The 25860-nt window shown below is 59.3% G+C and carries 23 protein-coding genes; 15 read left to right on the top strand and 8 right to left on the bottom strand.

Annotated features, from left to right (window positions below):
- Window positions 1-351: 351 nt before the first annotated feature.
- A complete protein-coding gene (locus B3C38_RS07625; protein ID WP_286726515.1) occupies window positions 352-2385 on the bottom strand; it encodes an alpha-amylase family glycosyl hydrolase in 2034 nt (677 codons plus the stop codon).
- Window positions 2386-2488: 103 nt separating this feature from the next.
- Here B3C38_RS07625 and B3C38_RS07620 point away from each other — a divergent pair, with 103 nt between their 5' ends.
- From B3C38_RS07620 to B3C38_RS07580, 9 genes are all read left to right on the top strand, one after another.
- Window positions 2489-4045 carry a peptide MFS transporter gene (locus tag B3C38_RS07620; protein WP_032134355.1) on the top strand — a complete coding sequence of 519 codons (1557 nt, stop codon included), beginning with the start codon at window positions 2489-2491 and terminating at the stop codon, window positions 4043-4045.
- Window positions 4046-4449: 404 nt separating this feature from the next.
- The gene (locus tag B3C38_RS07615; protein ID WP_286726512.1) at window positions 4450-5100 is read left to right on the top strand and encodes a TetR/AcrR family transcriptional regulator; all 651 of its coding nucleotides are present in this window, start codon (window positions 4450-4452) and stop codon (window positions 5098-5100) included.
- Between the two features lie 2 nt (window positions 5101-5102).
- Window positions 5103-6431: a TolC family protein gene (locus B3C38_RS07610; protein ID WP_286726510.1), complete on the top strand. Its 1329-nt coding sequence runs from the start codon at window positions 5103-5105 to the stop codon at window positions 6429-6431.
- Window positions 6432-6459: 28 nt separating this feature from the next.
- Window positions 6460-7473 (top strand): efflux RND transporter periplasmic adaptor subunit, encoded by a 1014-nt coding sequence (locus tag B3C38_RS07605; RefSeq protein ID WP_022333770.1) that lies wholly within the window; start codon window positions 6460-6462, stop codon window positions 7471-7473.
- A gap of 15 nt (window positions 7474-7488) precedes the next feature.
- A complete protein-coding gene (locus tag B3C38_RS07600; protein ID WP_022333771.1) occupies window positions 7489-10629 on the top strand; it encodes an efflux RND transporter permease subunit in 3141 nt (1046 codons plus the stop codon).
- Between the two features lie 167 nt (window positions 10630-10796).
- A complete protein-coding gene (locus tag B3C38_RS07595; protein WP_022333772.1) occupies window positions 10797-11090 on the top strand; it encodes a PG0541 family transporter-associated protein in 294 nt (97 codons plus the stop codon).
- A 272-nt stretch (window positions 11091-11362) separates the two neighbouring features.
- Window positions 11363-12148, top strand: a complete 786-nt coding sequence (locus B3C38_RS07590) for an MBL fold metallo-hydrolase (protein ID WP_117508406.1) — start codon at window positions 11363-11365, stop codon at window positions 12146-12148.
- A gap of 1 nt (window position 12149) precedes the next feature.
- Window positions 12150-12965 carry an SDR family oxidoreductase gene (locus tag B3C38_RS07585; protein ID WP_196003928.1) on the top strand — a complete coding sequence of 272 codons (816 nt, stop codon included), beginning with the start codon at window positions 12150-12152 and terminating at the stop codon, window positions 12963-12965.
- A gap of 54 nt (window positions 12966-13019) precedes the next feature.
- Window positions 13020-13274 (top strand): hypothetical protein, encoded by a 255-nt coding sequence (locus B3C38_RS07580; RefSeq protein WP_055212131.1) that lies wholly within the window; start codon window positions 13020-13022, stop codon window positions 13272-13274.
- A gap of 485 nt (window positions 13275-13759) precedes the next feature.
- Here B3C38_RS07580 and tatA read toward each other — a convergent pair whose 3' ends face one another.
- The 4 genes from tatA to B3C38_RS07560 all read right to left on the bottom strand — a co-directional run bounded on the left by tatA (window position 13760) and on the right by B3C38_RS07560 (window position 16632).
- Window positions 13760-13948, bottom strand: a complete 189-nt coding sequence (tatA, locus tag B3C38_RS07575) for a twin-arginine translocase TatA/TatE family subunit (protein WP_286726508.1) — start codon at window positions 13946-13948, stop codon at window positions 13760-13762.
- A gap of 177 nt (window positions 13949-14125) precedes the next feature.
- Entirely contained in the window at window positions 14126-15067 is a 942-nt protein-coding gene (locus tag B3C38_RS07570; protein WP_018696943.1) for a ribose-phosphate diphosphokinase, read from the bottom strand.
- A gap of 85 nt (window positions 15068-15152) precedes the next feature.
- Window positions 15153-15746: a ribosome biogenesis GTP-binding protein YihA/YsxC gene (gene yihA, locus B3C38_RS07565; RefSeq protein WP_022333777.1), complete on the bottom strand. Its 594-nt coding sequence runs from the start codon at window positions 15744-15746 to the stop codon at window positions 15153-15155.
- Between the two features lie 112 nt (window positions 15747-15858).
- Window positions 15859-16632 (bottom strand): endonuclease/exonuclease/phosphatase family protein, encoded by a 774-nt coding sequence (locus B3C38_RS07560; RefSeq protein ID WP_022333778.1) that lies wholly within the window; start codon window positions 16630-16632, stop codon window positions 15859-15861.
- A 199-nt stretch (window positions 16633-16831) separates the two neighbouring features.
- Between B3C38_RS07560 and B3C38_RS07555 the strand changes: the two genes are divergently transcribed.
- From B3C38_RS07555 to B3C38_RS07535, 5 genes are all read left to right on the top strand, one after another.
- Window positions 16832-17881 (top strand): linear amide C-N hydrolase, encoded by a 1050-nt coding sequence (locus tag B3C38_RS07555; RefSeq protein WP_286726505.1) that lies wholly within the window; start codon window positions 16832-16834, stop codon window positions 17879-17881.
- Between the two features lie 156 nt (window positions 17882-18037).
- The gene (locus B3C38_RS07550) at window positions 18038-18358 is read left to right on the top strand and encodes a hypothetical protein (protein ID WP_286726503.1); all 321 of its coding nucleotides are present in this window, start codon (window positions 18038-18040) and stop codon (window positions 18356-18358) included.
- Window positions 18359-18570: 212 nt separating this feature from the next.
- On the top strand, window positions 18571-19476 hold the full coding sequence (locus tag B3C38_RS07545; RefSeq protein WP_286726501.1) for a BF3164 family lipoprotein: 906 nt from the start codon (window positions 18571-18573) through the stop codon (window positions 19474-19476).
- Between the two features lie 164 nt (window positions 19477-19640).
- Window positions 19641-20021, top strand: a complete 381-nt coding sequence (locus tag B3C38_RS07540; protein ID WP_286726500.1) for a glycosyltransferase — start codon at window positions 19641-19643, stop codon at window positions 20019-20021.
- A 1-nt stretch (window position 20022) separates the two neighbouring features.
- On the top strand, window positions 20023-20511 hold the full coding sequence (locus tag B3C38_RS07535) for a glycosyltransferase (RefSeq protein WP_286726499.1): 489 nt from the start codon (window positions 20023-20025) through the stop codon (window positions 20509-20511).
- Between the two features lie 86 nt (window positions 20512-20597).
- On the opposite strand, the gene B3C38_RS07530 is transcribed toward B3C38_RS07535, so the two are convergent.
- The gene (locus tag B3C38_RS07530) at window positions 20598-22196 is read right to left on the bottom strand and encodes an acyloxyacyl hydrolase (protein WP_286726496.1); all 1599 of its coding nucleotides are present in this window, start codon (window positions 22194-22196) and stop codon (window positions 20598-20600) included.
- A 500-nt stretch (window positions 22197-22696) separates the two neighbouring features.
- On the opposite strand from B3C38_RS07530, the gene B3C38_RS07525 reads away from it, so the two are divergent.
- Entirely contained in the window at window positions 22697-24337 is a 1641-nt protein-coding gene (locus B3C38_RS07525) for a DUF6377 domain-containing protein (protein ID WP_286726495.1), read from the top strand.
- A 440-nt stretch (window positions 24338-24777) separates the two neighbouring features.
- On the opposite strand, the gene B3C38_RS07520 is transcribed toward B3C38_RS07525, so the two are convergent.
- Together B3C38_RS07520 and B3C38_RS07515 are read right to left on the bottom strand one after the other, a co-directional pair.
- Window positions 24778-25098: an RNA recognition motif domain-containing protein gene (locus tag B3C38_RS07520; RefSeq protein ID WP_022333785.1), complete on the bottom strand. Its 321-nt coding sequence runs from the start codon at window positions 25096-25098 to the stop codon at window positions 24778-24780.
- 15 nt (window positions 25099-25113) lie between these two features.
- Window positions 25114-25560 (bottom strand): cold-shock protein, encoded by a 447-nt coding sequence (locus B3C38_RS07515; protein ID WP_018696933.1) that lies wholly within the window; start codon window positions 25558-25560, stop codon window positions 25114-25116.
- Window positions 25561-25860: the final 300 nt, after the last annotated feature.

Here is a 25860-nt window from a genome sequence, read left to right as displayed (position 1 = left end):
GGTGTAGCGCTTGTCCGTTCGGGAACCTTTCTCCCCGTCCGGCGGCCTCCTTTCCCGGCCGACCAACGCCGTTGCGCGTCTCAAGCCCGCCTTTTGCGGCCGACAAACACTGTTGCCCTGCCCGGAATGCGCCTTTCCCGGCCGACAAACTGCCTCAGGCCGGGAGCGTTGCGGCCCGAAAGCCCGCCTCTTTGCCGGCAACCGCGGTTGTGTGACCCGGAGCCTGCCCTTTCCGGCCGGTAAGGGTCGTCCCTGCCCGAGGATAAAACAGCAGGCCTGTCCCCGCATGGGACAGGCCTGCTGTTTGTCGTCTCCGGCTGGTTTTCGTCGGTGCGGAGGACGCACCCGCCGCTATTTTTTCCGCAGGTAAACCGTGGCCGTGCGCGAGGTGTTGTAGATGCGGATATGGGGCCGTTCGGTGTTGTCGCCGTCGCGTGCCGGGAACGAGAAATGCTCGGCGTCCATCGCCTGCCGCTGCTGCCCTCCGAAACGCCGCTCGTCGGTCGAGAGCACGGGCACATACTTGCCCGGCGCCAGCACGGGCAGTTCGTAGTCGGGGATCGAGGCCGTGGGGTGCCAGTTGAACACGAACAGCAGGTCGCCGTGCGAGAAAACCATCGTCTTGTTGCATTCGTCCATCGCGAGGTTCCAGGCATAGCCGTCCTCGAGTACCTTGTAACGCTTCACCAGCTTTATCATCGCCTTGTCGAAATCCCCCAGCCACGAGTAGCGCAGGAACCCGTTCTTCGCCAGCGACCATTGCCGCCGGGCGTGGGCGTAGCTCCAGCCGTTGCCTTCGCGCGGGAAGTCGATCCACTCGGGGTGTCCGAACTCGTTGCCCATGAAGTTGAGGTAGGCCTGTCCGCCCGTCGAGATGGTCATCAGGCGGATCATCTTGTGCAGCGCCATGCCGCGGTCGATCACGATACTCTCCGATGCGCGATCCATGTGGAAATACATCTCCTTGTCCATCAGGCGGAACGCCAGCGTCTTGTCGCCCACCAGCGCCTGGTCGTGCGATTCGGCATAGGCCACGGTTTTCACTTCGGGCAGGCGGTTGGTCATGACGTCCCACATTTCCCATATGTTCCACTCCTCGTCGGGCACCTCCTTCAGCTCCTTGATCCAGAAGTCGGGGATCGCCATCCCCAGCCGGTAGTCGAACCCGATGCCGCCGTCGGCGATGGGGATGCACATGCCCGGCATTCCGCTCACGTCCTCGGCGATGGTCACGGCCGCCGGCCGGAAGTCGTGCACCAGGCGGTTGGCGAGCGTCAGGTAGGTCAGCGCGTCGCGGTTGACCCCCTCGTCGAAGAAGCGTTCGCGGCAGTCGAAGTCGACATAGCCGTGGTGGTGGTAGATCATTGACGTCACGCCGTCGAAGCGGTAGCCGTCGAAATGGAACTCGTCGAGCCAATACTTGACGTTCGACAGCAGGAAATGCTGTACCTCGTCCTTGCCGTAGTCGAAGAGCTTCGAGTCCCAGTAGGGCTGGTAGCCGGCCTTGCCGGGCAGCGAGTACAGATGGTCGGTGCCGTCCAGTTCGTCGATGCCTTCGTTGAGGTTGCGGACATAGTGGGCATGCACCAGATCCATGATGACCGCCAGCCCCAGCTCGTGGGCGCGGCGCACCAGCTCTTTCAGCTCCTCGGGCGTGCCGCAGCGCGATGCGGGTGCGAAGAAACTCGACACGTGGTAACCGAACGACCCGTAATAGGGGTGCTCGGCGATGGCCATGAGCTGCACGGCGTTGTAGCCGTCCTTTTTTATTATAGGTAGTATTTTCTCCGTGAATTCGCGGTAGGTGCCCACGCCCTCCTTTTCCTGCGCCATGCCCACATGGGCCTCGTAGATCAGCAGGCTGCCGTTCTTCGAGGCGTCGAACGCGTCGCCCTGCCAGTCGAACGGCTCCGGCGCCCAGAACTGGGCCGTGTAATTCTTCGTCGCCTCGTCCTGCACCACGCGCGTGGCATAGGCCGGGATGCGGTCTTTCCAGCCGTTGTCACCGTGGACGTGGAGCTTGTAGAGCGACCCGTGGCGGAGCCGGTCGCGGTACATCGCCTCCGGGAAAAAGACGCTCCATACGCCGTGCGCGTCGCGCTGCATACGTATCTCGGTACGCTGCCAGTTGTTGAAATCCCCGAAGACGTAGACGTCGTGCGCGCCCGGCAGCCATTCGCGCAGCCACCATCCGTCGAGCAGCTCGTCCCGCTGCCAGCCGAAATAGCGGTAGCCGTTGGCGTAGTCGACGATCGAGCCTGCAGCCTGCTCGATCGCGTTTATTTTGTCCGTATACCGTTCGTAGCGGCGGTTGAGCTCCTGCTCGGCGGGGAGCAGCCACTCGTCGCGTTCTACGATCGGGAGCCTGCGGGTCGTTTTTTCCATAGCGGTTTTCCTTTTATACAAATATATGAATTTTTTTTCTATCTTTGTCCAAGACTAAAAAACAGCACCTTATTAAAAAAATTACTAAAACCAAAATCAACTTATGAAAGGACAACCCAAAGGACTGATCGCGGCGGCCCTTGCCAATATGGGCGAGCGTTTCGGTTTCTACATCATGATGGCTATCCTGACCTTGTTCATCTCCGCCAAGTTCGGCCTGAACGAAACGACCGCGGGGTATATCTATTCGGGATTCTATGCTTCGATTTACCTGTTGGCGCTCGTCGGCGGTATCATTGCCGACAAAACCCGCAACTACAAGGGAACCATCATGTGGGGGCTCGTGGTGATGTCGCTGGGCTACCTGATTATCGCCATCCCCACGCCGACGCCCGTGTCCAGCCTGCCGCTCTACCTGACGCTGACGTGCGTGGGCCTGCTGGTGATAGCCTTCGGCAACGGCCTTTTCAAGGGCAATCTCCAGGCACTCGTGGGGCAGATGTACGACAACAAGGAGTTCAGCGCCAAGCGTGAGTCGGGTTTCCAGATTTTCTATATGTTCATCAACATCGGGGGCTTCTTCGCGCCGTTCGTCGCCATCGGCGTGCGCAACTGGTGGCTCAAGGTCAACAATTTCGACTATAACGCCAAGCTGCCCGAGTTGTGCCACGAATACCTTGCCAAGGGCGAGCACATGGCCGGCGAGGGGCTTGCCAACCTCACGTCGTACGCCAATTCGGCCTACCTCGACGGCACGCCCGTGTCGGCTGCCGGCCTGCACGATTTCTGCAACGGCTACCTCGATGTCTTCAACCGCGGTTTCCACTATGCGTTCATCGCGGCCATCGTGATGATGCTCGTGTCGCTGGTCATCTACCTGTCCAACAAGCAGCGCTTCCCCGACCCGTCGAAGAAAGCCGCGGCCGGCGGTGTCAAGGCTTCGGCCGAGGAGATCACCATGTCGGCGCAGGAGATCCGCCAGCGCATCTACGCACTGTTCGCCGTGTTCGGCGTTGTGATCTTCTTCTGGGTTTCGTTCCACCAGAACGGCTATTCGCTGACCTATTTCGCACGTGACTACGTCAACCTCGACGTCATCAACATCAACCTGGGCTTCACGACCATCAAGGGCGCCGAGATTTTCCAGAGCGTCAACCCCTTCTTCGTCGTGACCCTCACGCCGCTGATCATGTGGTTCTTCGGTTGGCTGCGCAAACGCAACATCGAGGTTTCGACCCCGATGAAGATCGCCATCGGTATGGGTATCGCCGCCACGGCCTACCTCTTCCTGATGTTCTTCTCGTTCGCACTGCCCGACAAGGCCGCTCTTGCAGGCATGAAGGCCGATCAGGTGCAGTCGATTCTGGTGACCCCGTGGGTCATGGTGGGCCTCTATTTCATTCTTACCGTCGCCGAGCTCTTCATCTCGCCCCTCGGACTGGCATTCGTATCGAAGGTGGCGCCCCCGCACATGCAGGGCCTTATGCAGGGCTTCTGGCTGGCTGCTACGGCCGTGGGCAATGCGCTGCTGTTCGTCGGCGGATGGCTCTACATGCACACCCCGATGTGGGCTACGTGGTGCGTCTTCGTCGCGGCCTGCGGCATGTCGATGCTCGTCATGCTCTCGATGGTTCGCTGGCTCGAACGGGTGACGAAATAACCTCGTGTTATATTCCTTTATGGCCGCTGCGGTTTGTCCGCAGCGGCTTTTTTTGTTTTTTCGCAAGGCGGGAGCGAGGACGTGGGTGCCCGGTGCGACTCTCGATGGTATGCGTTCCCTGCTGCGCCCGTGATCCGGCAGGTATGTCCTGCTGTGCATGCCCCGGCACCCGTAGTGCGCTGCCCCCCCCCGGTCTGCATTCCGGCTGTGTTCCAGGCGCTTCTGGGGATACTGTCCCTATCGGCCAGAACGGAGGCGGGACACCTCGCTCATTGTTCGTCTTTACTGCTTTGTTCGCCGTTCGGTGTGTTATTTACTGATGAAACGGAAGAAAATAGAAAACTTTTTTGGTTTTATAAGTTTTCTTTCTATATTTGCCCCCGGATCCGAAATATTTGAATGCAATGACCCCTCCTCAGAAAGAACGCATTATCGACCAGGCCATGCAGATGTTCGTCTCGCAGGGCATCAAGTCGGTACGAATGGACGACATCGCGCAGCAGCTCGGGGTGTCGAAGCGGACACTCTATGAGATGTTCGGCGACAAGGAAGGCCTGCTCTACCTGGCCATGGAGCGCTATTCCGAACGTAACCGCCAGCGGTGGAACGAACTCACGGCCGATGCGCGCAACGTCCTCGAAGCCATGTTCATGGTGCTGGGCGAAGTGATGGACAACGCCGAGGTTTCGCGCCGCATGATGGACAACCTCAGGAAGTTTTATCCCGCCGTACACGACAAACTGATGCGCGAAGGGATGGTGAAAAACCGTACGAGCCTGCGTTCGATGCTCGAACAGGGCATCGAGGCCGGGCTGTTTGTCAATAATTTCAACATCGACCTCTCGATTTCGGTACTCTACTATACGGCTTCGGCTATCGTGACGCGCCGCGAGCTGATGCTGCCCGACGGGATGTCCGAGCGCGAGGCTTTCGTGCAGATCATCAGCAATTTTTTCCGCGGCATTTCGACTGCCAAGGGCCTGCAGCTGATCGACGACAACCTGAAGCGGTACAAACTGTCGAAAACGGGAAATAAATTGAATTTGGATAGATGACTATGAAAAAACTGATTCTGACATTGTGCCTCGCGGCAACGGGTACGTTCGCTGCCGTGGCGCAGATGCGCCTCACGCTCGACCAGGCCCTCGACCTGGCGTTGAGCGAGAATCCCACCATCAAGGTCGCCGAGATGGAGGTGCAGCGCTACGACTATGTGAAACGCCAGACATGGGGCGGCCTGCTGCCGCAGGTGTCGGTGACCGGGCAGGTCAACCACAGCTTCATCGTGCAGCAGATGTCCAAGGGCTTCTCGCTGGGCAACGACCCCTATACGACGCTCAGCGGGGCCGTGGATGCTTCGGTGCCGCTCTTCGCGCCGCAGGTTTACCGCATGATGAAGATGAACGACAAGCAGATGGCCACGGCCGTCGAAGCGGCGCGTTCGTCGCGCATCACGCTGACGGCCGAAGTCAAAAAGGCCTTCTACAACATCCTGCTTGCCGAGCAGTCGCTCGACGTGCTCCGCGAGTCGCAGGCCACCGTACAGCGTACGGTCGACGATACGCAGGTGCAGTACCAGAACGGCCTGACCTCGGAATACGATCTGCTGACGGCGCAGGTGCAGCTCAGCAACCTGAAACCCTCGATCCTCCAGACCGAAAACTCGATCCGCATCGCCAAGCTGATGCTCAAGATGTACCTTTCGATCCCCGAGCAGGTCGATATCGAGGTCGAAGGCGAGCTGGACGCCATGCGCGACAAGGTGCTCGCCGGAACCGAGGGGCTTACGACCGACACTTCGGACAACTCCGACCTGCGCACGCTCGAACTGCAGGAGGATTTGCTCCGCCTCCAGCTCAAGGCCGAGAATGCGAGCCGCCTGCCGACCATCGGGGCGTTCGGCAACTTCACCCTCACCGGGAACAACATGGGCTCGGTGTCGTTCGACCAGGCGACGATGGAAATGACGACGATCAAGGACGGCTATTTCTGGCAGAACCCGCTTTCCGCCGGCATCCGCGTCTCCGTGCCGCTCTTTTCGGGGCTGACGAAGATGAACCGCTCGCGCGAGATCAAGAACCAGATTTCGCAGATCGGCCTCCAGCGGACATACGCCCGGCAGCAGGTCGACGTGCAGGTTCGCTCGGCGCTGAACGACCTGCTGACGGCGCGCGAGACGATGTACGCCCAGGAGCTCACCGTCGAGCAGGCGCGCAAGGCCTACTCGATCTCCGACACCCGTTACCGTGCGGGGGCGGGTACGATCCTCGAGCTCAACAGCGCCCAGCTGGCGCAGACGCAGGCGCAGCTCAACTATTCGCAGGCGATCTTCGATTACCTGACGGCCAAGGCCGAGTACGACCGCATCGTCGGCAAGGAAAAATAGCGTGGAAATTGAAAAACAAAGATAGCATATGAAGAAAACAGCAGTTATATTGTTTGCCGCGGCCGCCCTCGCCGGCTGCAAAGGCAAAAACGGGGCAGGCGACGTGCAGCAGGACAACCGTGTGCTGACCAAAACCGAAACGGCGGAGTCCGCCACCGTGCAGCTTACCGAGGAGTTCACTTCGGAGATCGAGCCCTTCAGGGAGAACGACATCACTCCGGCGGCTTCGGGCGTGCACATCGACCGCATCCTGGTCGAGGTGGGCGACCCCGTGCACGAGGGGCAGCTCATCGTGACGCTCGACCCGACGCAGTACACCCAGCAGCTCGTGCAGCTGAAGACCGTCGAGGACGATTACAACCGCCTGTTGCCCGTCTATGAGGCCGGCGGTATCTCGGCGCAGCAGATCCAGCAGGCCAAGGCGCAGCTGGACGTGCAGCGCGAGGTGGTCGCCAACCTCAAGAAGAACATCGAGGTGCGTTCGCCCATCACAGGCGTGGTCACGGCGCGCAACTACGAGTCGGGCGACCTCTTCTCGGCGCAGCCCATCCTGCACATCATGCAGATCGACCCGCTGAAGGTCATCGCCAATATTTCCGAGCAGTATTTCCCCAACGTGAAGGTCGGGATGCCCGTCGAGCTGAAGGTGGACATCTTCCCCGACCAGACCTTTACGGGTACCGTGTCGCTGATCTATCCGGCGCTCGACCCCACGACCCGCACGTTCAAGGTCGAGGTGAAGGTGCCCAATGCCCGGCGCACGCTGCGCCCGGGTATGTACGCCCGCACGATCTTCAACATGGGGCATAAGGAGGGCGTCATGGTGCCCGACGTGGCCGTCCAGAAGCAGGTCGGCACTGCCGAGCGCTTCGTGTATGTCATCGAGGGCGATAGCGTTGCCCGTCGCCGCCGTGTGGACGTAGGCCGCCAGGTCGGCGACCGCGTGGACATTCTTTCGGGCGTCGGGGCGGACGAAGCCGTGGCCGTCACGGCCCTTTCGAAACTCTACGACGGTGCCAAAGTGGAAATCAAACAGGAATAAAACGCCCCGAAACATATGAAAATATACGAAAGCGCGGTTCGGAAACCGGTCTCCACGGTGCTCATGTTCGTCGGCGTGATGGTCTTCGGGCTCTTCTCGCTGATGAACCTCGCGGTAGACCAGTACCCCGAAATCGAAATCCCCCAGATATCGGTCATCACCTTCTATCCCGGTGCCAACGCTGCGGATATCGAGACCAACATCACCCGTATCCTGGAGGATAACCTCAATACGGTGAGCAACCTCAAGAAACTGACCTCCAAGTCGCAGGACAACGTGTCGATGATCATTGTCGAATTCGAGTACGGATCCGACCTGACCGAGGGCGCCAACGAGATCCGTGACGTGGTGAGCCGCAGCCAGTCGCAGTTGCCCGACGACATCGATTATCCTACGATCTTCAAGTTCTCGACCTCGATGATCCCCGTGATCATGCTTGCCGTGACGGCCGACGAGAGCTACCCGGCCCTGAAGAAGATCCTCGACGATAAATTCGTCAACGTCCTGAACCGTGTCGACGGCGTGGGTGCCGTGACGGTCATGGGCGCCCCCGAACGCGAGGTGCAGGTCAATGTCGACCCGGCCAAGCTCGAAGCCTACAATCTGACCGTCGAGCAGCTGGGGCAGATCATCGCCGCCGAGAACGTCAACATTCCGAGCGGTACGATTGACATCGGCAACAACACGTTCAACATCAAGGCCGACGGCGAATTCAAGCTGAGCGACGAGATGCGCAAGGTCGTGGTTTCCAATGCCGGGGGACGTACGGTGATGCTCTCCGACGTGGCCGAGATCCGCGATACGCTCGAAAAGGCCACGATGGACGAACGCGCCAACGGGCAGCGGAGCGTGCGTGTGATGATCCAGAAGCAGTCGGGTGCCAACACCGTGGACATCGTCCATGAAATTCAGAAGCGCCTGCCCGACATCCAGGCGAGCCTTCCGCGCGACGTGAAGATGGAGACGATCTTCGAGGGGTCGCAGGAAATCACCAATGCCATCGGGTCGCTCTCGGAAACGATCATGTACGCCTTTATCTTCGTGGTGCTGGTGGTGATGGCCTTCCTCGGGCGGTGGAGGGCGACGCTCATCATCTGTATGACGATCCCCGTGTCGCTGATCTGTTCGTTCATCTACCTCTTCGCCACGGGCTCGACGCTCAATATCATCTCGCTCTCGTCGCTCTCGATCGCCATCGGTATGGTCGTCGACGATGCCATCGTGGTGCTGGAGAACATCACGACGCACATCGAGCGGGGTTCGAATCCCAAGGAGGCCGCCATCTACGCCACCAACGAGGTGTGGCTGTCGGTCATTGCCACCACCCTCGTGGTCGTTGCCGTGTTCCTGCCGTTGACAATGGTGCCGGGCATGGCGGGTATCCTCTTCCGCGAGCTGGGCTGGATCGTGACCATCGTGGTCTGCGTTTCGACTACGGCAGCCATTTCGCTGACCCCGATGATGTCCGCCTACCTCTTGAAACTCGAGGGCGGCGTGCACGATTACAAGGGGCTGGGTGTCATATACAAACCCATCGACCGGGCACTCGCATGGCTCGACGACGCCTATGCCCGCTCGCTGAACTGGGTGGTGCGCCACCGCCGTATCACGATCTTCTCGATGATGGGGCTTTTCCTGGTTTCGCTGGGGCTCGTCACGCAGGTGCCGACCGAATTCTTCCCGCCTTCGGATAACGGCTGGATCTCGGCCACGGTCAAACTGGAGCAGAACCTTTCGGTGGATTACACCGCGCGGATCGCCCGCCAGATCGACAGCATCATCTACAAGAACTATCCCGAGGTGACGCTCGTGTCGGCCTCGTCGGGCGCCAACTCGTCGGACGACGCGTTCGCCGCGATGCAGACCACCGGTTCGCACATCATCAATTACAACCTCAGCCTGCCCACCTCCGACAAGCGCGAGCGGTCGATCTACGTTATCTCCGACCTGCTGCGCAAGGAACTGGATCGTATCCCCGAGGTGCGGGAATATTCGGTGATGCCCGGCGGCGATAACGGCAGCATGAGCGGTTCGGCGACGGTCGACATCAAGGTTTTCGGCTACGACATGGACGTGACCAACGCCGTTGCCAACGACCTGAAGGAAAAGCTTGGAGGCCTGGAGGGTACGCGAGACGTGCAGCTTTCGCGCGACGACCTGCGTCCCGAACTCAACGTGGTCTTCGACCGCGACCGCCTTGCCTATTACGGCATGAACAGCGCTACGGCGTCGCAGGCCGTGCGCAACCGCATCGACGGCCTTGTGGCCTCGAAATACCGCGAGGACGGCGACGAATATGACATCGTGGTGCGCTATGCCGAACCGTTCCGCATGTCGCTCGGGGACGTGGAGAACATCACGCTTTACAACGGGCAGGGGCGCCCCGTGAAACTCAAGGAGGTCGGCCGCGTGCAGGAGGAGTATGCCGCGCCGATGATCGAGCGCGAGAACCGCCAGCGTGTGATCACGGTCAAGTCGTCGCTCGGAGCCGGCGTCGCCCTGGGCGACGTGGTGGCCGAGGTCGATCAACTCATCGCCGGGTATCCCGTGCCCGACGGCGTCGACCTCGAAATCGGCGGTACGGTCGAAGACCAGGGCGACGCCTTCAGCGACCTGGGCGTGCTGTTCATCCTGATCGTCATCCTGGTCTACATCGTGATGGCCACGCAGTTCGAATCGCTGCTCTTCCCGTTCATCATCATGTTCACCATCCCGTTCGCCGCCACGGGCGTTTTCCTGGCTTTGTGGATGACCTCCACGCCCATGTCGCTCATCGCCCTGATCGGCGCCATCATGCTGGTGGGCATCGTGACCAAGAACGGTATCGTGATGGTCGACTACATGAACCTGCTGGTCGAGCGCGGCTCGGGTGTCTTCGACGCCGTGATCGCCGGCGGAAAGAGCCGTCTGCGCCCCGTGCTCATGACTTCGTTCACGACCATCCTGGGTATGCTGCCGCTGGCGATCGGCACGGGTGTCGGGTCGGAGACGTGGCAGCCCATGGGCATCGCCGTGATTGGCGGCCTCACGTTCTCGACCCTGCTGACGCTGTTCATCATCCCGGCGCTCTACTCGGTATTCGTCAACCGTTCGCAGCGCAAGGAGAAGGAAAAACTGGCACGCCTGGCAGCAGCACATCAGGCCAGCAGCCATTGAGGATCCTGAAAATGACGAGTGATGCGACGTCGCCTTCCGCTTCCGGCGATCGGGGGCAACACCTGCGATTCCGGGTTGTTGGGGAAGCCCGTCTCGTACGGGTTCCGCGACAATCCCTAAAGACGGCAGGGCGGCGGACGATTGTTCGATTTAATAGAACGTAAATTATGAAAGCAGTATTCTTATCATACAATCAGGCGCTCACCGACCGTGTGAACGCCATCCTCGACGAGCAGGGCATCCGCGGCTTTACGCGTTGGGCGCTGACCGAGGGGCGCGGGTCGTTCGACGGCGAACCCCATTACGGCACGCATGCCTGGCCGTCGATGAACGCTTCGCTCATGGCCATCGTCGACGACGAAAAGGTCGCGCCGCTGATGGAGGCTTTCCGGGAGATGGACGCCGCTACCAAGATGCAGGGCTCGCGTGCCTTCGTCTGGAATATCGAGCAGACATTCTGAGTTTTCCCGGGTTCCGGTACTTTGGATTTTCCCGGGCTCCGGGGTAAGGGTTCGGGTTTCCCGGTGTTTCCGGGTACGCCGGGCGGATGCGCCGGGACTTTCCGGAACGTTCCGGGAGTTTTCCCCGCTTGTCTTCTCCGGTTTTGCAGGCGGCCTGCGGCTTGGGGACGGTGGTGACAGCTCCGGACTTTGCTGCTGCCGTGCCGGTGCACCGCGGCAGATTCTTCGGCGTGCCCGTACGCAGTCGCCCTATTTTTACTATCTTTGCCTGCATGAAACTCACCTTTCTGGGAACGGGCACCTCGCAGGGCGTCCCTGTCATCGGGTGCCGCTGCAAGGTCTGCACCTCGGCCGACAGGCGTGACAACCGCCTGCGCACTTCGGCCATGGTCGAGGCGTGCGGCGTGCGTATGGTCATCGACGCCGGCCCCGATTTCCGCTGCCAGATGCTCCGCACAGGCATCCGCCACCTCGACGCCATCCTCCTCACGCACGAACATAAAGACCATATCGGCGGGCTGGACGACGTGCGGGCCTTCAACTTTGTCGATTACCCGCCGCTGGTGCACAAGGTCGACATCTATGCCGCACCCCATACCATCGGCGTCGTGCGCAAGGATTTCGACTATGCCTTCGCGCAGGATAAGTACCGCGGCGTGCCCGAAATTGAGTTGCATGAGATCGACGTCACCCGGCCGTTCCGGGTCGGGGGGCTGGAGGTCGTCCCCGTATCGGGACACCATTCCGACCGGTTTGCCGTCACGGGCTACCGTATCGGCAGGCTGGCCTACCTGACCGATTTCAAGACCATCGGGGATGCCGAGGTCGAAAAACTCCGGGGCGTGGAGGTGCTCGTCGTCAACGCGCTCCGCTTTACGGAGCATTATTCCCATTTCAACGTGGCCGAGGCCCTTGCGCTCATCGCCCGCGTTGCCCCGCGCGAGGCCTACCTCACGCACATGTCCCACGACATCGGCCTGCATGCCGTGACGGAGCCGACGCTCCCCCGCGGCGTACACATGGCCTACGATACGTTGCAGCTTGAAATAAACGATTGATATGAAAGATTTTAAAAATAAGGTCGTCATCGTGACGGGTGCTTCGTCGGGTATCGGCGAGGCGATGGCACGCGAGTTCGCCGCACAGGGCGCCCGCGTGGTGCTGGGCGCGCGCAGCGTGCAGAAATTACAGCTTATCGCGGGCGACATCCGCTCCCGGGGCGGGCAGGCCGCCTATTGCGGCGTCGACGTGACCGATGTCGGCGAGTGCCGCGAACTGATCGACACGGCCGTACGTGAGTTCGGGGGGATCGACGTGCTGGTTTGCAACGCCGGGCTTTCGATGCGCGCCATTTTCGACGACGTCGACCTGGAGGTGCTGCACCGCCTGATGGACGTCAATTTCTGGGGTACGGTCAACTGCTGCAAGTTCGCCCTGCCGTACCTCCAGCAGTCGCACGGTTCGATTGTCGGCATCTCGTCCGTCGCCGGGCTGCACGGGCTGCCGGGGCGCACGGGCTATTCGGCCTCGAAGTACGCCATGACGGGTTTCCTCGAAACGCTGCGCATCGAAAACCTTAAAAAGGGACTGCACGTGATGATCGCCTGCCCGGGGTTCACGTCGTCGAATGTCCGCTTCTCGGCCCTTACGGCCGACGGCACGCAGCAGGGCGCAACCCCGCGCGACGAAGCGAAGATGATGACCCCCGAAGAGGTCGCCCGCATCGTCGCCCGTGGCATACTGAAGCGCAAACGCCTCTGTCTGATGGAGAACGAGGGGCGTGCCACGCATTTCGTCAAGAAGTTCGCCCCCGGCTTCCTCGACCGCATGTTCTACCTGGTGATGTCCCGGGAGCCCGATTCGCCGCTGAAATAACGTCGCCGCATCCGGCGGGGCGAGCCCCGGGGAGCGGTTTGAACCAAGGGAACTATGGCACGGGAAGAAAAACACTCCGAAGAAGAGGTCAGGCGCGTCTGCGCCGGGATCCGCCGTCAGGCCGCTTTGGAAAACGCCCGCTGGCAACTCAAGGCGGGGTATGGCGGCTTGGCTCTCATGTCCGTCGTGCTGGTCGTCGTCCTTTGCGGAGGCGACGGCTGGAGATGGTGGTGGCTCTTTTATTTCGTTGCGCCGGTCATGCTGGTCATCAACGGCCATCGCGTGGTGCGGGGTAAAAAATCGTGGTAAGTGGTAAAATAAAAGAAGGCGCTCGGTTATTTTGAGCGCCTCTTTTTTGGTCGTCGGTTCATCGTTCCTGCCTTTCCTGTTCCCCTTCCATTTGCCGTTCTTCCTTCCGGGCTGGCCGGGGTGGATTATTCCATCCGCCGTTTCCCCGATAGTAGTGTCCCGGGTTGCTGTCCTTCGCGCTGCCGTTTTCCGTACCGCTTCCGGTACCGCTGCTCCGGTGCTTCGCCGGCATTACCTATGTCGTCCGGTATGTCCTGCGCGTTGCGTACATGGCTTTTGTTGCCCGGATGCGATCCCGCTTGCCTGTCTGTTCTCTGGGTGCCGGGTGCCGGATGCCCGCCGCTTGCCTGTCTGCTCTCCGGGGGGGGGCGCCGCTTGCCGTGGTTTTTCGCTCGTGCCGGGCGGTGCGTTTTCCGCGCCGGCGAGCCCTGGGATCCGGGGTAATGCGATGTCGTTTTCACCGGCACCGCAGCCTTTGCGCGCGGTTATTCCTTTTTCTTCGTCCCGCCGTCCTTGCCGTCTTCCTTCGAGGAGTCCTTGAACTCCTTGACGCCGCGTCCCAGGCCGCGCATCAGTTCGGGGATTTTCCTGCCGCCGAACAGGAGCAATACGATCAACAGGATAAGTATCAACTCGGTCGGGCCGAGGAACAGGGGGATGATGAATAATGTCATGGTATGTTCGGGTCTTTGGTGTGTGCGTTTTCCGTCCGGGCTTTCCTGTCGTATTCCCGGAGACAGGGGCTGCCTTGCGGACAAATGTACTAAGAATTTCCGAAACCCCGCCTTCCGGGGTGAAAAAAAGCGGGGTGCATCCGAAGCCCCCCGCCCGAACTGTCTTTCGGGAATCCGTTATTTGAAGAATATCGACGAAATCTCCTTGTAGTTGTGTACGCGCTCGATGACGTCGGCGAACATGTCCGCCACCGACAGCACCGTGAACTTGTGTAGGTCTTTGTCGGGGTTGAGCGGAATGGTGTCGGTCACGATCACCTCCTGCAGCGCGCTGTCGTTGATGCGCTCGTAGGCCGGGCCCGACAGCACGGGATGGGTGATGGCAGCGCGAACGCTCTTCGCCCCGCGCGACATGAGCATGTCGGCGGCCATGCAGATCGTGCCTGCCGTGTCGATCATGTCGTCCACGATCAGGATATTGCGGCCCTCGACCTCGCCGATGGCGGTCATCGTGCCCACGACGTTGGCCTTGGCACGTTCCTTATGCGAAATGATGATCGGCGTGCCGAGCAGCTTGGCATAGGTGTTGGCACGCTTGGCGCCGCCCATGTCGGGCGCCGCGATCGACAGCTCTTCGATGTTGAGGCTTTTGATATAGGGGATGAAGATGCCGCTGGCATAGAGCGCATCGACCGGTACGTCGAAGAAACCCTGTATCTGGTCGGCATGCAAGTCCATCGTCATCACGCGGTCTACGCCTGCGGCCATCAGCAGGTTGGCTACCAGTTTCGCGCCGATCGGCACCCGGGGCCGGTCTTTCCGATCCTGTCGTGCCCAGCCGAAGTAGGGGATTACGGCCACGACCTTGTAGGCCGAAGCGCGGCGCGCGGCGTCGATCATCATCAACAGCTCCATCAGGTTATCCGAAGGCGGGAACGTCGACTGGATGATGAATACCGTACACCCGCGGATAGACTCGTTGAAGCAGGGCTGGAACTCGCCGTCGCTGAAACGCAGTACTTCCGATTGTCCGAGCGTCGTACCGAAACTCGCCGCGATTTTTTCGGCAAGGTATTCCGATCCGCGACCCGAGAAAATTTTGATTTTGTGGATAGCCATAGGTTACGAGGATTTTTGATGGTGCAAAGATAGCATAAGCCGTCGGAAAAACGAGCCCTGCGGGCAACCTTTTTTCAACAATCGGTTAAACATCGAGGCATTCGCCGATGAAGCCGAGGATCTCCTCGCGTCCCGTACCGCGTTCGCCCGACGAGACGAACATCGGCGGCAGTTCCTCCCATTGCTCGCCCAGCGTGGCCTTGTAACGCTCCACGCTCTTGGCGCACTGCGTTTTGGAGAGCTTGTCGGCCTTGGTGAAGACGATGCCGAACGGAATGCCGTTCATGCCCAGCATTTCGATGAAGCGCAGGTCGATCTTCTGGGGTTCGAGCCGGATGTCCACCAGCACGAACAGGAAGTGCATCTTCTCGCATTTGAGCACGTAGTCGGTGATGATCTTGGCGAAATCGCTGCGCATGGCCTTCGACGTACGGGCATAGCCGTAGCCCGGCAGGTCGACCAGGTACCACGCATTGTCGATCAGGAAGTGGTTGATGAGCCGTGTCTTGCCGGGTGTCCCCGAGACCTTTGCCAGCCCCTGCCGGCCGGTCAGCATGTTGATGAGCGACGACTTGCCGACGTTGCTGCGCCCGATGAAGGCGATGTCCTTCAGCGAATCCTTCGGAACTTGCGAGATGCGCTCCGAGCTGCACCTGAATTCGGCTTTGTGGATCTGCATGGTGTTGGAATTTTGTGCAAAGATAGCAATATTTCCGGATACGGCACGGGGAAGGCGCCCGCCGATCCCTTCTTGCCGCACCCCGGTTCGTTTACCCTCCCCGGGCTGCCCGTTATTTCCCCGGCTGCTTACCCCGTTCCCAGGCGAGCGTCACCCACAGCGGACAGTGATCCGATGCCGCGGCCGTATGGTCTACGGCGCTTTCCGCGACCGTGGCCGACGTGGGCAGCCCGCGGCCGAGGATGTAGTCGATGCGCACGGCCGGGTTGTCGGCCGGGAACGTCATCCGCGTGGTGTCGGAAAGTATCCGGAAGCCGCCGCCCAGCCCCGCGAGCACCGCCGCGGCATCCCCTGTGTTGAAATCCCCGGCCAGCAGCACCGGTTTGCGGCATGTGTCGGTGGCTTCGCGGATGATTGGCAGCGAGGCGTGCCGGTCTTCGGGCGTCAGCGAAAGGTGGGTGACGCATACCGTGTAGTCCGGGAATTCCGCCATGAGCAGTACCCGGGCCTCCTCGCGCCCCGGGAGCGGGATGCTGCGTACGGCGAACGGCTCGGTGCGCGACAGCAACCCGACGCCGTAGCTTCCGCCCGCGAAGCCGATGGCGCGGCCGAACGTGGCGTGCATACCCGTCATCCGCCCCAGTTCACCGGGGATGTAACGCCCGTCCACACGTAGCGTGGCGCTGTCCAGTTCCTGCAACGCCACCAGGTCGGGCGCTTCGCGCAGGATGACCCGGGCGATGCGGCCGATGTCCTGTATGTTGTCGATGCCGATGCCGTTGCGGATGTTGTAGGACATCAGTTTCAGGCGCTCCTGCCGCTGTGTGCATGCGGCAGCCAGGCCGCAGCAGACGGCCAGTAGGAGGGTGCGTAGGGGGTGTTTCATGCCGGACGGGGTTTTCCGCAAAGGTAATACATCCGCTGTTGAATGCCAAATAAATCCGGCTGATACCGGCTGTGTGTCATGCGGTTCCGTGGCAGGCTCCCTGTGCCGGGCCTCGTAAATTCCTTCCGGTTTGGTTTAACGGTGAATTTTTCGTACCTTTTAGCATCCGATTTGCAGCGACGGGTATACTTAACTTATCATGCTTATGAAAAATCTGTTTCCGATCGTGCTCGGCGCTGCGGCGCTGGCCTTTCTTCCCACCGAATCCCCGGCCTGCACGCGGGCCGTTTATCTCGGCCCCGAGGGTATGACCGTCACCGGGCGTACCATGGACTGGCGCGAGGATCCGCTCACCAACCTTTACATCTTTCCGCGCGGTACGGCGCGGCGCGGCGCGAACACAGACAACACGGTGTTCTGGACATCGAAATACGGCACCCTGTCGGCCGCCGGCTACGACATCGGCATCACCGACGGCATGAACGAGGCCGGGCTGGTCGCCAACCTGCTGTTCCTGCCCGAATCGGTCTACGAACGCCCGGGCGATACGCGCCCGGTCATGGGACTGAGCATCTGGACGCAGTATGTGCTGGATAATTTCGCTACGGTCGACGAAGCCGTTGCGGAGCTTTCGAAGGAGAAGTTTCGCATCGACGCCCCCGACCTCCCGAACGGTGTCAAGTCGCGCCTGCACCTGGCCATCTCCGACGCCTCGGGCGACAGCGCCATCTTCGAGTATGTCGACGGCCGCCTGTCGGTGCACCACGGCCGTGAGTACCAGGTGATGACCAATTCGCCGTTCTACGACCGGCAGCTCGCAATCCTCGATTACTGGCAGCAGATCGGCGGGCTGACGATGCTTCCCGGCACCAACCGCGCCCCCGACCGCTTCGTGCGTGCGTCGTTCTATATCAACGCCGTCGTCAAAAGCGCCGATCCGAAAGTCGCCGTGCCGGCCGTGATGTCCGTAATGCGCAACGTCTCGGTGCCCTACGGCATCTCGACCCCCGATAAGCCCCATATCGCGTCGACGCGCTGGCGCACGGTCTGCGACCAGAAGAACCGGGTCTACTATTTCGAGCCTACGCTGGCGATGGAAACCTTCTGGGTCGACCTTTCGAAGATCGACTTCGGCCAGGGAACGCCCGAACGTGTCCTGAAACTCGTCGGCGGCCGAACCTTCACAGGCGATGCCACGGCCGAATTCCGCAGGAGCGACAAGCCGTTCGTCTTCCTGTTCGGGATCTAATTCTTTATTTGTAAAATTATATTGTGCCTGAGTGAAGTGATTTTAAATGATTTTTCGGTTTATTGTTGTCATGTTGATATAAAATGTTTATTTTTTGAGATATTAATTCGTGTTTGTGTTTTGTAACTATCCCACTTATTTTTAAAATATCTCATTATGAAAAAGAAACTTTACTTAGGATTGCTGTTGACGGCATCTTTTGCCGCAGTTACATTTTTCGTTGCCAACATGGGGTCTGAAACAAGCTTGTTGCTAAAGGCGAATATCGAAGCCTTGGCTGGCAATGAAAGCGACGAAGATCTTGATGACGGTGAAAGCGACAAAGGAGGTGGTAGCGGCAGTAGTGGTGGCAGTGGCGGAGGTGAAATTGTTCACATACCGTGCATTGCTGAAAACTATCGGGTATGTACCTTCCAGATCATGGATGCATTGGGTCATATTGGTAATGGCCGGGTCGACGGTGCGAAACACATATAGCAGACGTGATGATGTATCGGTTTTATTATTCCTTGTTATCCCTACTGCTTGTCGGCTGCGGCCGGCAAGCGGTATCTTTGTCCGCCGGGCAATTCGATGCTGCCGCACCGGGCGATTCGCTGTATGCGGTTCGTATTCCCGTCGGCACGGAGTATATGGGCGAATATCCGGTTCAAGTCGCCGGGGATCGTATTGTGATGCATAATCTTGGGGTGTCCGAGAAGAAATTTTCCGTCTATCGGTTTTCGGGCGACTCCCTGAAAAAAGAGGGCGAGTTCCTCGGTTACGGGCGGGGGCCGTACGAAATGATGATCGCCCGGGTTGCGTTCGACCCCGATACACGGAGCCTCACGATGCTGGCGGATTATAACCGGGAGAACCGCTTTTGCCGGGTTTCGCTCGATCCTCCTGAAAATCTTTACGATGTCTCGACCTGGGAGTACCGGCAGCTGTCGTTTATCGCTGACTGTTCATTGGGCGAACCCTGTCTGATCGACCGCTCGTCCTATCTGACGATGGGACACCATACGGACTCGCTCAATATGTTCTCGCTCCTCGATATTGACGGCGGGCGGGTCGTCCCGCTCGATTTTTCCTATCCGGCCCTGCCCCTCGGGTTATCCCCGATGGTGCAGGAGGTCGTCTGGACAGGACGCATCCGCAAACATCCGCGCAAAAACCGCTTCGTTTACAATGCGCAGGATTTCAAGTACCTTTTTATTTTCGAACTGGAGGAGGGCAACCATATCCGGATCATCCGCTATTTGTATGACAAACTGCCGCAGGTGCATGCTACCCGCGAACAAGGACACCCTTATGCCTTCGATGATGCTTGCGAGGACGGATGCAACAGCATAGCGGTGGACGACGACCATATTTATATCGGATATTCGCAGACGACCTATGGGCAGATCCGCGATGCCGCCAGGGCCCGCAAATCGTTGTCGACGTTCGATCCCCGCCGGATCAATGTCTATGACTGGGACGGTAACTTCATCCGCAGATTGGTATTGGATATGCCTGTCGGGCCGATGGTGGTTGTCGGCGACCGGCTCGTCGCCGCATCCGTCGATCCCGAGACAGCCGAAGAGATCATCGTCAGCTATCCTCTGCATTGATCTGCGATCGCAGGTATGGCCATGCGCCGGTTCTTCGTCAGAGTCCGGCTCTTGCCGTATATTTCTTTTTTCGCCGTGGCCGTCGTTTGCATCATGGTAAATGACGGGCGGTGTGAAATCCGTATGAAATTTTTCCTATCTTTGCGGCGATATAAATCTCCGCAATGGAAAATTACTCTCATTTTATCATTACCCGGTTCAACCTGAACCTTTATGCGCAGGACAAACACGACCTGCCCACCCGTACGGATCGGTGGCTCGAACACCGGTTCGAGGTCTTCGAGCGCTATTGCCTGCCGTCCGTGGCAGCGCAGACGAGCGGGAACTTCACCTGGCTATGTCTTTTCGATGCCGCGACGCCCGAGCCCTACCGCAGCCGTATCGAAGGCTATAAGGCCCGGTGCCCGCAGTTCGAAGCCGTCTATTATACGGCCGCACAGGCGGCCAACCTGACGGAAAATCTCCGCACGACGATTACAGCGTACGTGTCGTGCGACCGGAAGGGGAGAAAATTTCCCCCCCCCGAAGCTGCTGATCACCACTAACTTGGATAACGACGACGCCTTCTCGTCCGATGTCGTCGAACTGCTGCAACGCGAGCTGCGTCCCGCTCCCGGCAAACGGATTTACAGCCTGCTGTACGGTTACCAGTATTTCACCGACCGCCGCTTCGCGCTCAAAATGCGCTATACGAACAATCACTTCCTGACCCTCGCCGAGCCGTTCGATGCGCATGCCGAAACCATCATTTCCTACCGCCATACCAAGGCCATCCGGCAATTGCCGACCATCTATCTCTCCACCGCCCGCGGAAAATGGCTCGAAATCGTGCACGAGGATAACGTCAGCAACGATTTCCGCATCAACATCAAAGTCTGGTATATTCCCCTGCTCTACGGCCGGTCGTTCGCCGATTTCGGCCTCGGCGAATTCCGCCTCTCCTGCGCCCGGCAGTGGGCGGCTACGCTGTTCGTGGTTCCGGCACGCTTTTTTGCCACGGCGGTACGGCGATTGCGCCGCAAGTGGTCGAAATAACCCTTTCCCGGCCTGAAAAAGCGGCGATGCTTCCGCAAACCACCGGAGGCATCGCCCTGTATTCGACGCGCTATGGCGCCGCAGCCTTACCGCAGCCTCGGGTATTTGTTGTTGAAACGGAACCCGACGCCCAGCATCAGGTAGTTCGGGGTCTGGAAATCTTTGAGGCAGTACCCCACATGCACGAACGTATTGTGTGTGACACCTACCTTGAGCGTCAGCATCTGGTAAAACGACTTGAGGTCTCCTCCCTTGTGCAGCACGTTGAATCCCAGTCCGAAGCCGACCGTGAAATAGGGCATCACGAACTCCGCGCGTCCCGAAATTCCCAGTGCGATCTGTTTGTCGAACGAGGGGGTGTGGAACTGGTATCCGGGATCGCCCCCGTCGTAGCCTACGATGTAGTCTTCGGTGTAGACGTTGGCGCTGCCGTCGTACACGCCGTCCACCGACAGGCCCGCGCGGAACTTGTACCCGAAATTATACATCGCCGCGAAGTTGAACCCCGCCACGCCGTAGGCATCGGGTGCGGCATATTGCTTGTCGCCGACCGCCACGCCCTTGCGGCGCCACGAGCCGAACAGCACCAGATCGTAGCTCAGGTGGCGGGGAAAGGGTTCCGCGAGCAGCCGTGCCCGTGGCCGTGAGAGCGGGTTGCCGACACTTCCGAAACTGTATACGAGCCCGAGTTTCATGCCGATCGAGTTGAGTCCCGCGTTGGGGAATTTGGTGTTGCCGTTCGAAAAGTGGGTCATCGAAAGGCCCGTGGTGAGTTCCAGCCGCTGCGTGAGCAGCCAGTTAAGGTAGAAATCGACGTTGAGGTAGGCGTTGACCCTCGACCCCATCATGATGTTGGCGCGGTTGTAGTTCGTGTCGTAAGGTTTCCATCCGAACGACAGGCCGAAATTCCACTCGTAGTTGAACGATACCAGCGGGCTGATGCGTGCGATGCGCGCGCCCTGGAAGAGGTAGACGGCAACCGGGTTGCCCAGCTCCCCGCGGTTGCCGAAGCTGTAATAGGAGACCCCAATTCCCTGGTATACGCCGCCATAGATGCAGTCGGGGCGCGACCCGGGGCGGAAGCGGAACGAATAACGCAGGTGGGCGGCCAGCGAGCGCTGGATCGGTTCGCCCGCCATGTTGGCCCCTGCCAGAAAGATGTTCGTCGGGGGAATGTACTCCGGGCGGAATTCCGCGCCGATGCTGTGGACGAGCCTCCGCCTGCGGCCGGTCGTGTCCGCGGAGAAGGAGGACAATAGAGGGGTAGTGGCTGAGGCTTGTTTCTTCGTCTGATCCAGGGCGGCCCGGTATCCGGCGGCATAGCCGTTACGGTAGCCCGTATCGTAGCCCGTCCGGTAGGCGGATGCGCGGCGGCGTGCCGCTCCCCGGGACACGGTGCCGGCCTCAGCCCCGCCTGCCATGCCTGTCGTATCCGGCGCCGCACCGCGGGACGTGCCTTCCCCGGCGTTCCCGGCGTCCTCTGTGCGCTTTGCGCGCCCGGCGTTTCCGACGTCCCCGGCGTTCTTGGCGTCCCCGGCGCTCTCGGCATTCCGGTAGGCCGGTATGTTTTGCCCTGGGGTGCCGCCCGCACAGGCGGGTACGGGCTCCGCGGCGGTCGCCTCCGCCGACAAGAAGAGCAGGCACCCCGCAAAGAGCCCTGCCGTCCTTTGTATGATATGTCGCATTCTCTCCAATCGCGGTATTTTGACCGCACAAGTTACGAAATTTTACGCGAGTGCAAAGCGTTAATCCGTAAAAATACCCCGGAGGCATTCTGTTTCGTCGGTTCCGCTTTCCGGTTTCGTCGGTTCCGCTTTCTCTGTCCCGTTGTCCCGTCCTGCCAGTTTTACCGTTCCGGGCTTTTTCCCCGCCTGCTTCGGCATCCTTGCCCGCGCCATTGCAGGGTATCGGGGAACGCTGCCCGTCGTCACCCGTGACCGGCATTTTGCCCGCGAGGCCGGCATCACGCGGACAGTGGTTCTGCCGCCGCCGGAATAGGTGCCCTCCCGATCGGCCGGTTTGTCCCGGATTGCGGCCTGCACCGTGGAAAAAGCGGACGAAAAATTGCAAAATCCGGCCGGATTTCGTATACTTGTACATGTAAATCCCGGGAAGGCGGGTTGCCGGCCTGAACTCAAATTCGGGCAGTCTTTCCCGGGACTGCCGGACGAGAAATTTTTGACGAATGAAACAATTTTCCCTCATACTCTTTTCCCTGTTGGTTTGTTCTTCCTCTGTCCGCGGCGGTGACGCTATGCCGGGCGACTTGCTGCGGACGCTCAATGCGGCGATCGACAGCAGCGAAGTCTATACCGGCTATAAAAAGGCGCGCATCGAGGAGTTGCGGCTGCGCAAGAGCGGTGCCCGGAGTACGGAGGACATCTACCGGATCAACTGCGAAATCATCGACAACTACGAATCCTTCCTGTGCGACTCGGCCGAATATTATGTCCTGCAGAATATCCGGATCGCCCGCAGCCTCGGCAATCCGGATCACCTCTCCGAGAGCAGGCTGCGGCTGGCGTTCCTCTACTCCCTGTCGGGGCTTTTCCTGCAGGCCGACGACATTTTCCGGTCTATCGACTACGGGCGGCTGCCTGCCGACCAGAAATGCCGCTATTACTGGAACTCGATCCGCTATTACGAGAATCTGATAAAATACACCAACGACAGCCATCTGTCGGACGAATATAAGGGGGAAATCGGCCGTTGCCGCGATTCGCTGTTGTCGCTGCTGCCCGTCGGTTCCACGGACTGGCAGACCGAACGGGCTTTCCAGCTCATGGAGCAGGGACAGCCGGACGGGGCGCTCGAAATATTCGAAGGCATATTCCGTTCGCGCGATCCCCAGACCCATCCCTATGCCATGGGTGCGATGTGCCTGGCCAAAGCCTACGGGCAGGCGGGCGACAGCGCGATGGAGGAACGCTACCTGATCCTGGCCGCCACGATGGACATACGCCTTGCGGTGAAGGAGAACGAGGCGCTGCTCGCGCTGGCCACGCGCCTGTTCGAAAAGGGCGACATCGACCGGGCGTACTCCTATATCTCCTATGCGCTGAACGATGCCAATTTCTACAATTCCCGGTTCAAGAACACCGTGATCGCGCGCCTCTATCCGATCATCGAGAGCAGCTACCTCTATAAGCTCGACAAGCAGCGGCACAACCTGCGCTTCTATGCCACCATGTCGAGCCTGCTGGTGCTGGCGCTGGCCATCGCGCTGTTTTTCTATTTCCGCCAGACGAAGGTCATATCGCGTGCCCGGCGGGAGCTGGCGGCACTGACGCAGGAGCTTATCAGCCTGAACCGCAACCTCGACGAAGCGAACCTGGTCAAGGAGCGTTACCTGGGTTATTTCATGAACCAGTGCGCCATCTATATCAACAAACTGGACAAATACCGCCGTGATATAAACCTGAAGATCAGGAATAAACAATTCGACCGCCTGCACGACCTTTCGTTGCAGGCCCCCGGCAGGGAGGAAGAGGAGTTGTGCCGCAATTTCGACCGTGCCTTCCTGAACCTCTATCCCAATTTCGTGGAGAAATTCAACGCCCTGCTCAACCCCCGGAGCCGCTATACGCCCGAAGAAGGGCGTCTCAACACCGAACTGCGTATCTTCGCGCTGATCCGGCTCGGGGTTTCCGACGTGAACCAGATCGCCGATTTCCTGCGCTGTTCGCCGCAGACGATCTATAATTACAAAAGCAAAATCAAGAAAGCCGCGCTCAACGGCGGCGACAATTTCGAGGAGACGGTTCGCAAACTCGGTTCCTTGTCGCTCGACGCGTTTCCATCCTGTTTACCGGCCGACAATGTATAACCGCTTGCAAGTCGTTGTTTGTTAGTTGTTTGTTCGGAAGATTGTTCTTTTCCTGTTTATTTCCGATCCGGTGTGTGCCCTGCTTTCAGCCTTGTCGTGATTCGGGCGAAATTCTGGGGTGCTCCCCGTGTGACCCGGCATGCCAGCCTGGCCGGTGCGGCCTGCAGTTTCCTCTTTATTTCCGATCCGGTGTGTGCCCCGCTTTCAGCCTCGTCGTGATTCGGGCGAAATTCTGGTGTGCTCCCCGTGTGACCCGGCATGCCAGTCCCGGCCGGTGCGGCCTGCAATTTCCTCCTTTCTCCCGATGCTCCGGCGTCCGTCTGCCCCTTTCCGATATGCTGCACCCTTCGGGGATTTCCTCATAGCCTTGACTGACCGGGCAAAAAAGAGACCCCTGCCTCAATCGCATGAAGCAGGGGTGATATATTCCGTATGGAAGCTTAGTATCTCCTGTTGCCGTAGCCGCCGCCGTAACCGCCGCCACGGTTGCCACCGCCGTAACCGCCGGCAGGTCTGTCTGCCTTGGGCTTTGCGACATTGACTCCGATGGTCTTGCCTTCGAAGTCGGTGCCGTCGAGCGCGTCGATCGCAGCCTGTCCTTCGGTCTCGTTAGGCATCTCCACGAAGCCGAAGCCACGCGAGCGGCCCGTTTCGCGGTCGGTGATTACGTTAGCCGAGGATACCTCGCCGTACTGTGAAAAAAGGTTCTGCAGGCTGTCGCTTTTCGTACCCCAGCTCAGATGTGAAACATAAATGTTCATCGTTTTTGTTTTTAATTATTGTTTGTTTATAATTGATATACGTACTGCGGCCAATCCGCGCGTCCCGCGTTCAATTTCAAATGTTACTTTGTCTCCTTCGGCAATGGTGTCAGGTGCGGAAGAGATGTGGAAAAAGTATTTTTCGCCGCTGTCGGCATCCTTTATGAAGCCGTAGCCTTTCGAGGCGGTGAAGTACTCGACGCGACCTGTGGAGGGCAGTATTTCCATTTCCTCCTGCTTGGGTGTCGAAATCTCGATCTGCGAGACGTCTATCTCCGTCTTGGGTTTGACATCCTGGGGCGTGGTGTGCAGTATGCCGTTCTCGTCCACATAGGCTATCATATCCTCGAAAGAACTCGTACCGCCGCTTTTGCGTTCGTCCTTGCGTTTTTGCTTTTCCTGTCGTTTTTGCTCCTTGAGCTTTTCCCGGTCTCTTTTACCTGTCGTTATTCGTTTTGCCATTCTATGTTGTTATGCGGCTATCGCCCCTGTCGCGGGACTGTATCCGTCGGTTTTGTCGTATTTCCGCTGCCCGATACCCGTGTTAAAAGCAGAAAAGGTGCCAGATTCGGCGGCCTTTCCCTCGGTATACGGAATTATGGGACATGGATTTCGTGCTTGTCTGTAAAAAAATTCACCATCATTTCCTTTTTGCATCACCTCCGATGCCTGTTGCCTCCATGAGGCCGTTTATGAACAAAGAAGCTGATAATGAGATCTATTCTGAGATGGGACAGTCCGCCAAAGTACCGCGGAAACAAA

It is taken from the genome of Alistipes sp. UBA1686 (assembly GCF_002320215.1).
In the GTDB taxonomy this organism is placed as follows: Bacteria; Bacteroidota; Bacteroidia; order Bacteroidales; family Rikenellaceae; genus Alistipes; species Alistipes onderdonkii.
Note: the sequence above shows the minus strand (reverse complement) of the source record. Positions and strands in the feature narration are given on the sequence as shown.

What these genes read in the sequence shown, in the direction of transcription:
- B3C38_RS07515 (WP_018696933.1), bottom strand. Translation starts at nt 25,560, where the DNA reads ATGGCAAAACGAATAACGACAGGTAAAAGAGACCGGGAAAAGCTCAAG.
- B3C38_RS07550 (WP_286726503.1), top strand. Translation starts at nt 18,038, where the DNA reads ATGAAAAAGAAACTTTACTTAGGATTGCTGTTGACGGCATCTTTTGCC.
- B3C38_RS07605 (WP_022333770.1), top strand. Translation starts at nt 6,460, where the DNA reads ATGAAGAAAACAGCAGTTATATTGTTTGCCGCGGCCGCCCTCGCCGGC.
- B3C38_RS07625 (WP_286726515.1), bottom strand. Translation starts at nt 2,385, where the DNA reads ATGGAAAAAACGACCCGCAGGCTCCCGATCGTAGAACGCGACGAGTGG.
- B3C38_RS07580 (WP_055212131.1), top strand. Translation starts at nt 13,020, where the DNA reads ATGGCACGGGAAGAAAAACACTCCGAAGAAGAGGTCAGGCGCGTCTGC.
- B3C38_RS07570 (WP_018696943.1), bottom strand. Translation starts at nt 15,067, where the DNA reads ATGGCTATCCACAAAATCAAAATTTTCTCGGGTCGCGGATCGGAATAC.
- B3C38_RS07595 (WP_022333772.1), top strand. Translation starts at nt 10,797, where the DNA reads ATGAAAGCAGTATTCTTATCATACAATCAGGCGCTCACCGACCGTGTG.
- B3C38_RS07555 (WP_286726505.1), top strand. Translation starts at nt 16,832, where the DNA reads ATGCTTATGAAAAATCTGTTTCCGATCGTGCTCGGCGCTGCGGCGCTG.
- B3C38_RS07520 (WP_022333785.1), bottom strand. Translation starts at nt 25,098, where the DNA reads ATGAACATTTATGTTTCACATCTGAGCTGGGGTACGAAAAGCGACAGC.
- B3C38_RS07590 (WP_117508406.1), top strand. Translation starts at nt 11,363, where the DNA reads ATGAAACTCACCTTTCTGGGAACGGGCACCTCGCAGGGCGTCCCTGTC.
- yihA (WP_022333777.1), bottom strand. Translation starts at nt 15,746, where the DNA reads ATGCAGATCCACAAAGCCGAATTCAGGTGCAGCTCGGAGCGCATCTCG.
- tatA (WP_286726508.1), bottom strand. Translation starts at nt 13,948, where the DNA reads ATGACATTATTCATCATCCCCCTGTTCCTCGGCCCGACCGAGTTGATA.
- B3C38_RS07540 (WP_286726500.1), top strand. Translation starts at nt 19,641, where the DNA reads ATGGAAAATTACTCTCATTTTATCATTACCCGGTTCAACCTGAACCTT.
- B3C38_RS07560 (WP_022333778.1), bottom strand. Translation starts at nt 16,632, where the DNA reads ATGAAACACCCCCTACGCACCCTCCTACTGGCCGTCTGCTGCGGCCTG.
- B3C38_RS07525 (WP_286726495.1), top strand. Translation starts at nt 22,697, where the DNA reads ATGAAACAATTTTCCCTCATACTCTTTTCCCTGTTGGTTTGTTCTTCC.
- B3C38_RS07615 (WP_286726512.1), top strand. Translation starts at nt 4,450, where the DNA reads ATGACCCCTCCTCAGAAAGAACGCATTATCGACCAGGCCATGCAGATG.
- B3C38_RS07600 (WP_022333771.1), top strand. Translation starts at nt 7,489, where the DNA reads ATGAAAATATACGAAAGCGCGGTTCGGAAACCGGTCTCCACGGTGCTC.
- B3C38_RS07530 (WP_286726496.1), bottom strand. Translation starts at nt 22,196, where the DNA reads ATGCGACATATCATACAAAGGACGGCAGGGCTCTTTGCGGGGTGCCTG.
- B3C38_RS07585 (WP_196003928.1), top strand. Translation starts at nt 12,150, where the DNA reads ATGAAAGATTTTAAAAATAAGGTCGTCATCGTGACGGGTGCTTCGTCG.
- B3C38_RS07610 (WP_286726510.1), top strand. Translation starts at nt 5,103, where the DNA reads ATGAAAAAACTGATTCTGACATTGTGCCTCGCGGCAACGGGTACGTTC.
- B3C38_RS07620 (WP_032134355.1), top strand. Translation starts at nt 2,489, where the DNA reads ATGAAAGGACAACCCAAAGGACTGATCGCGGCGGCCCTTGCCAATATG.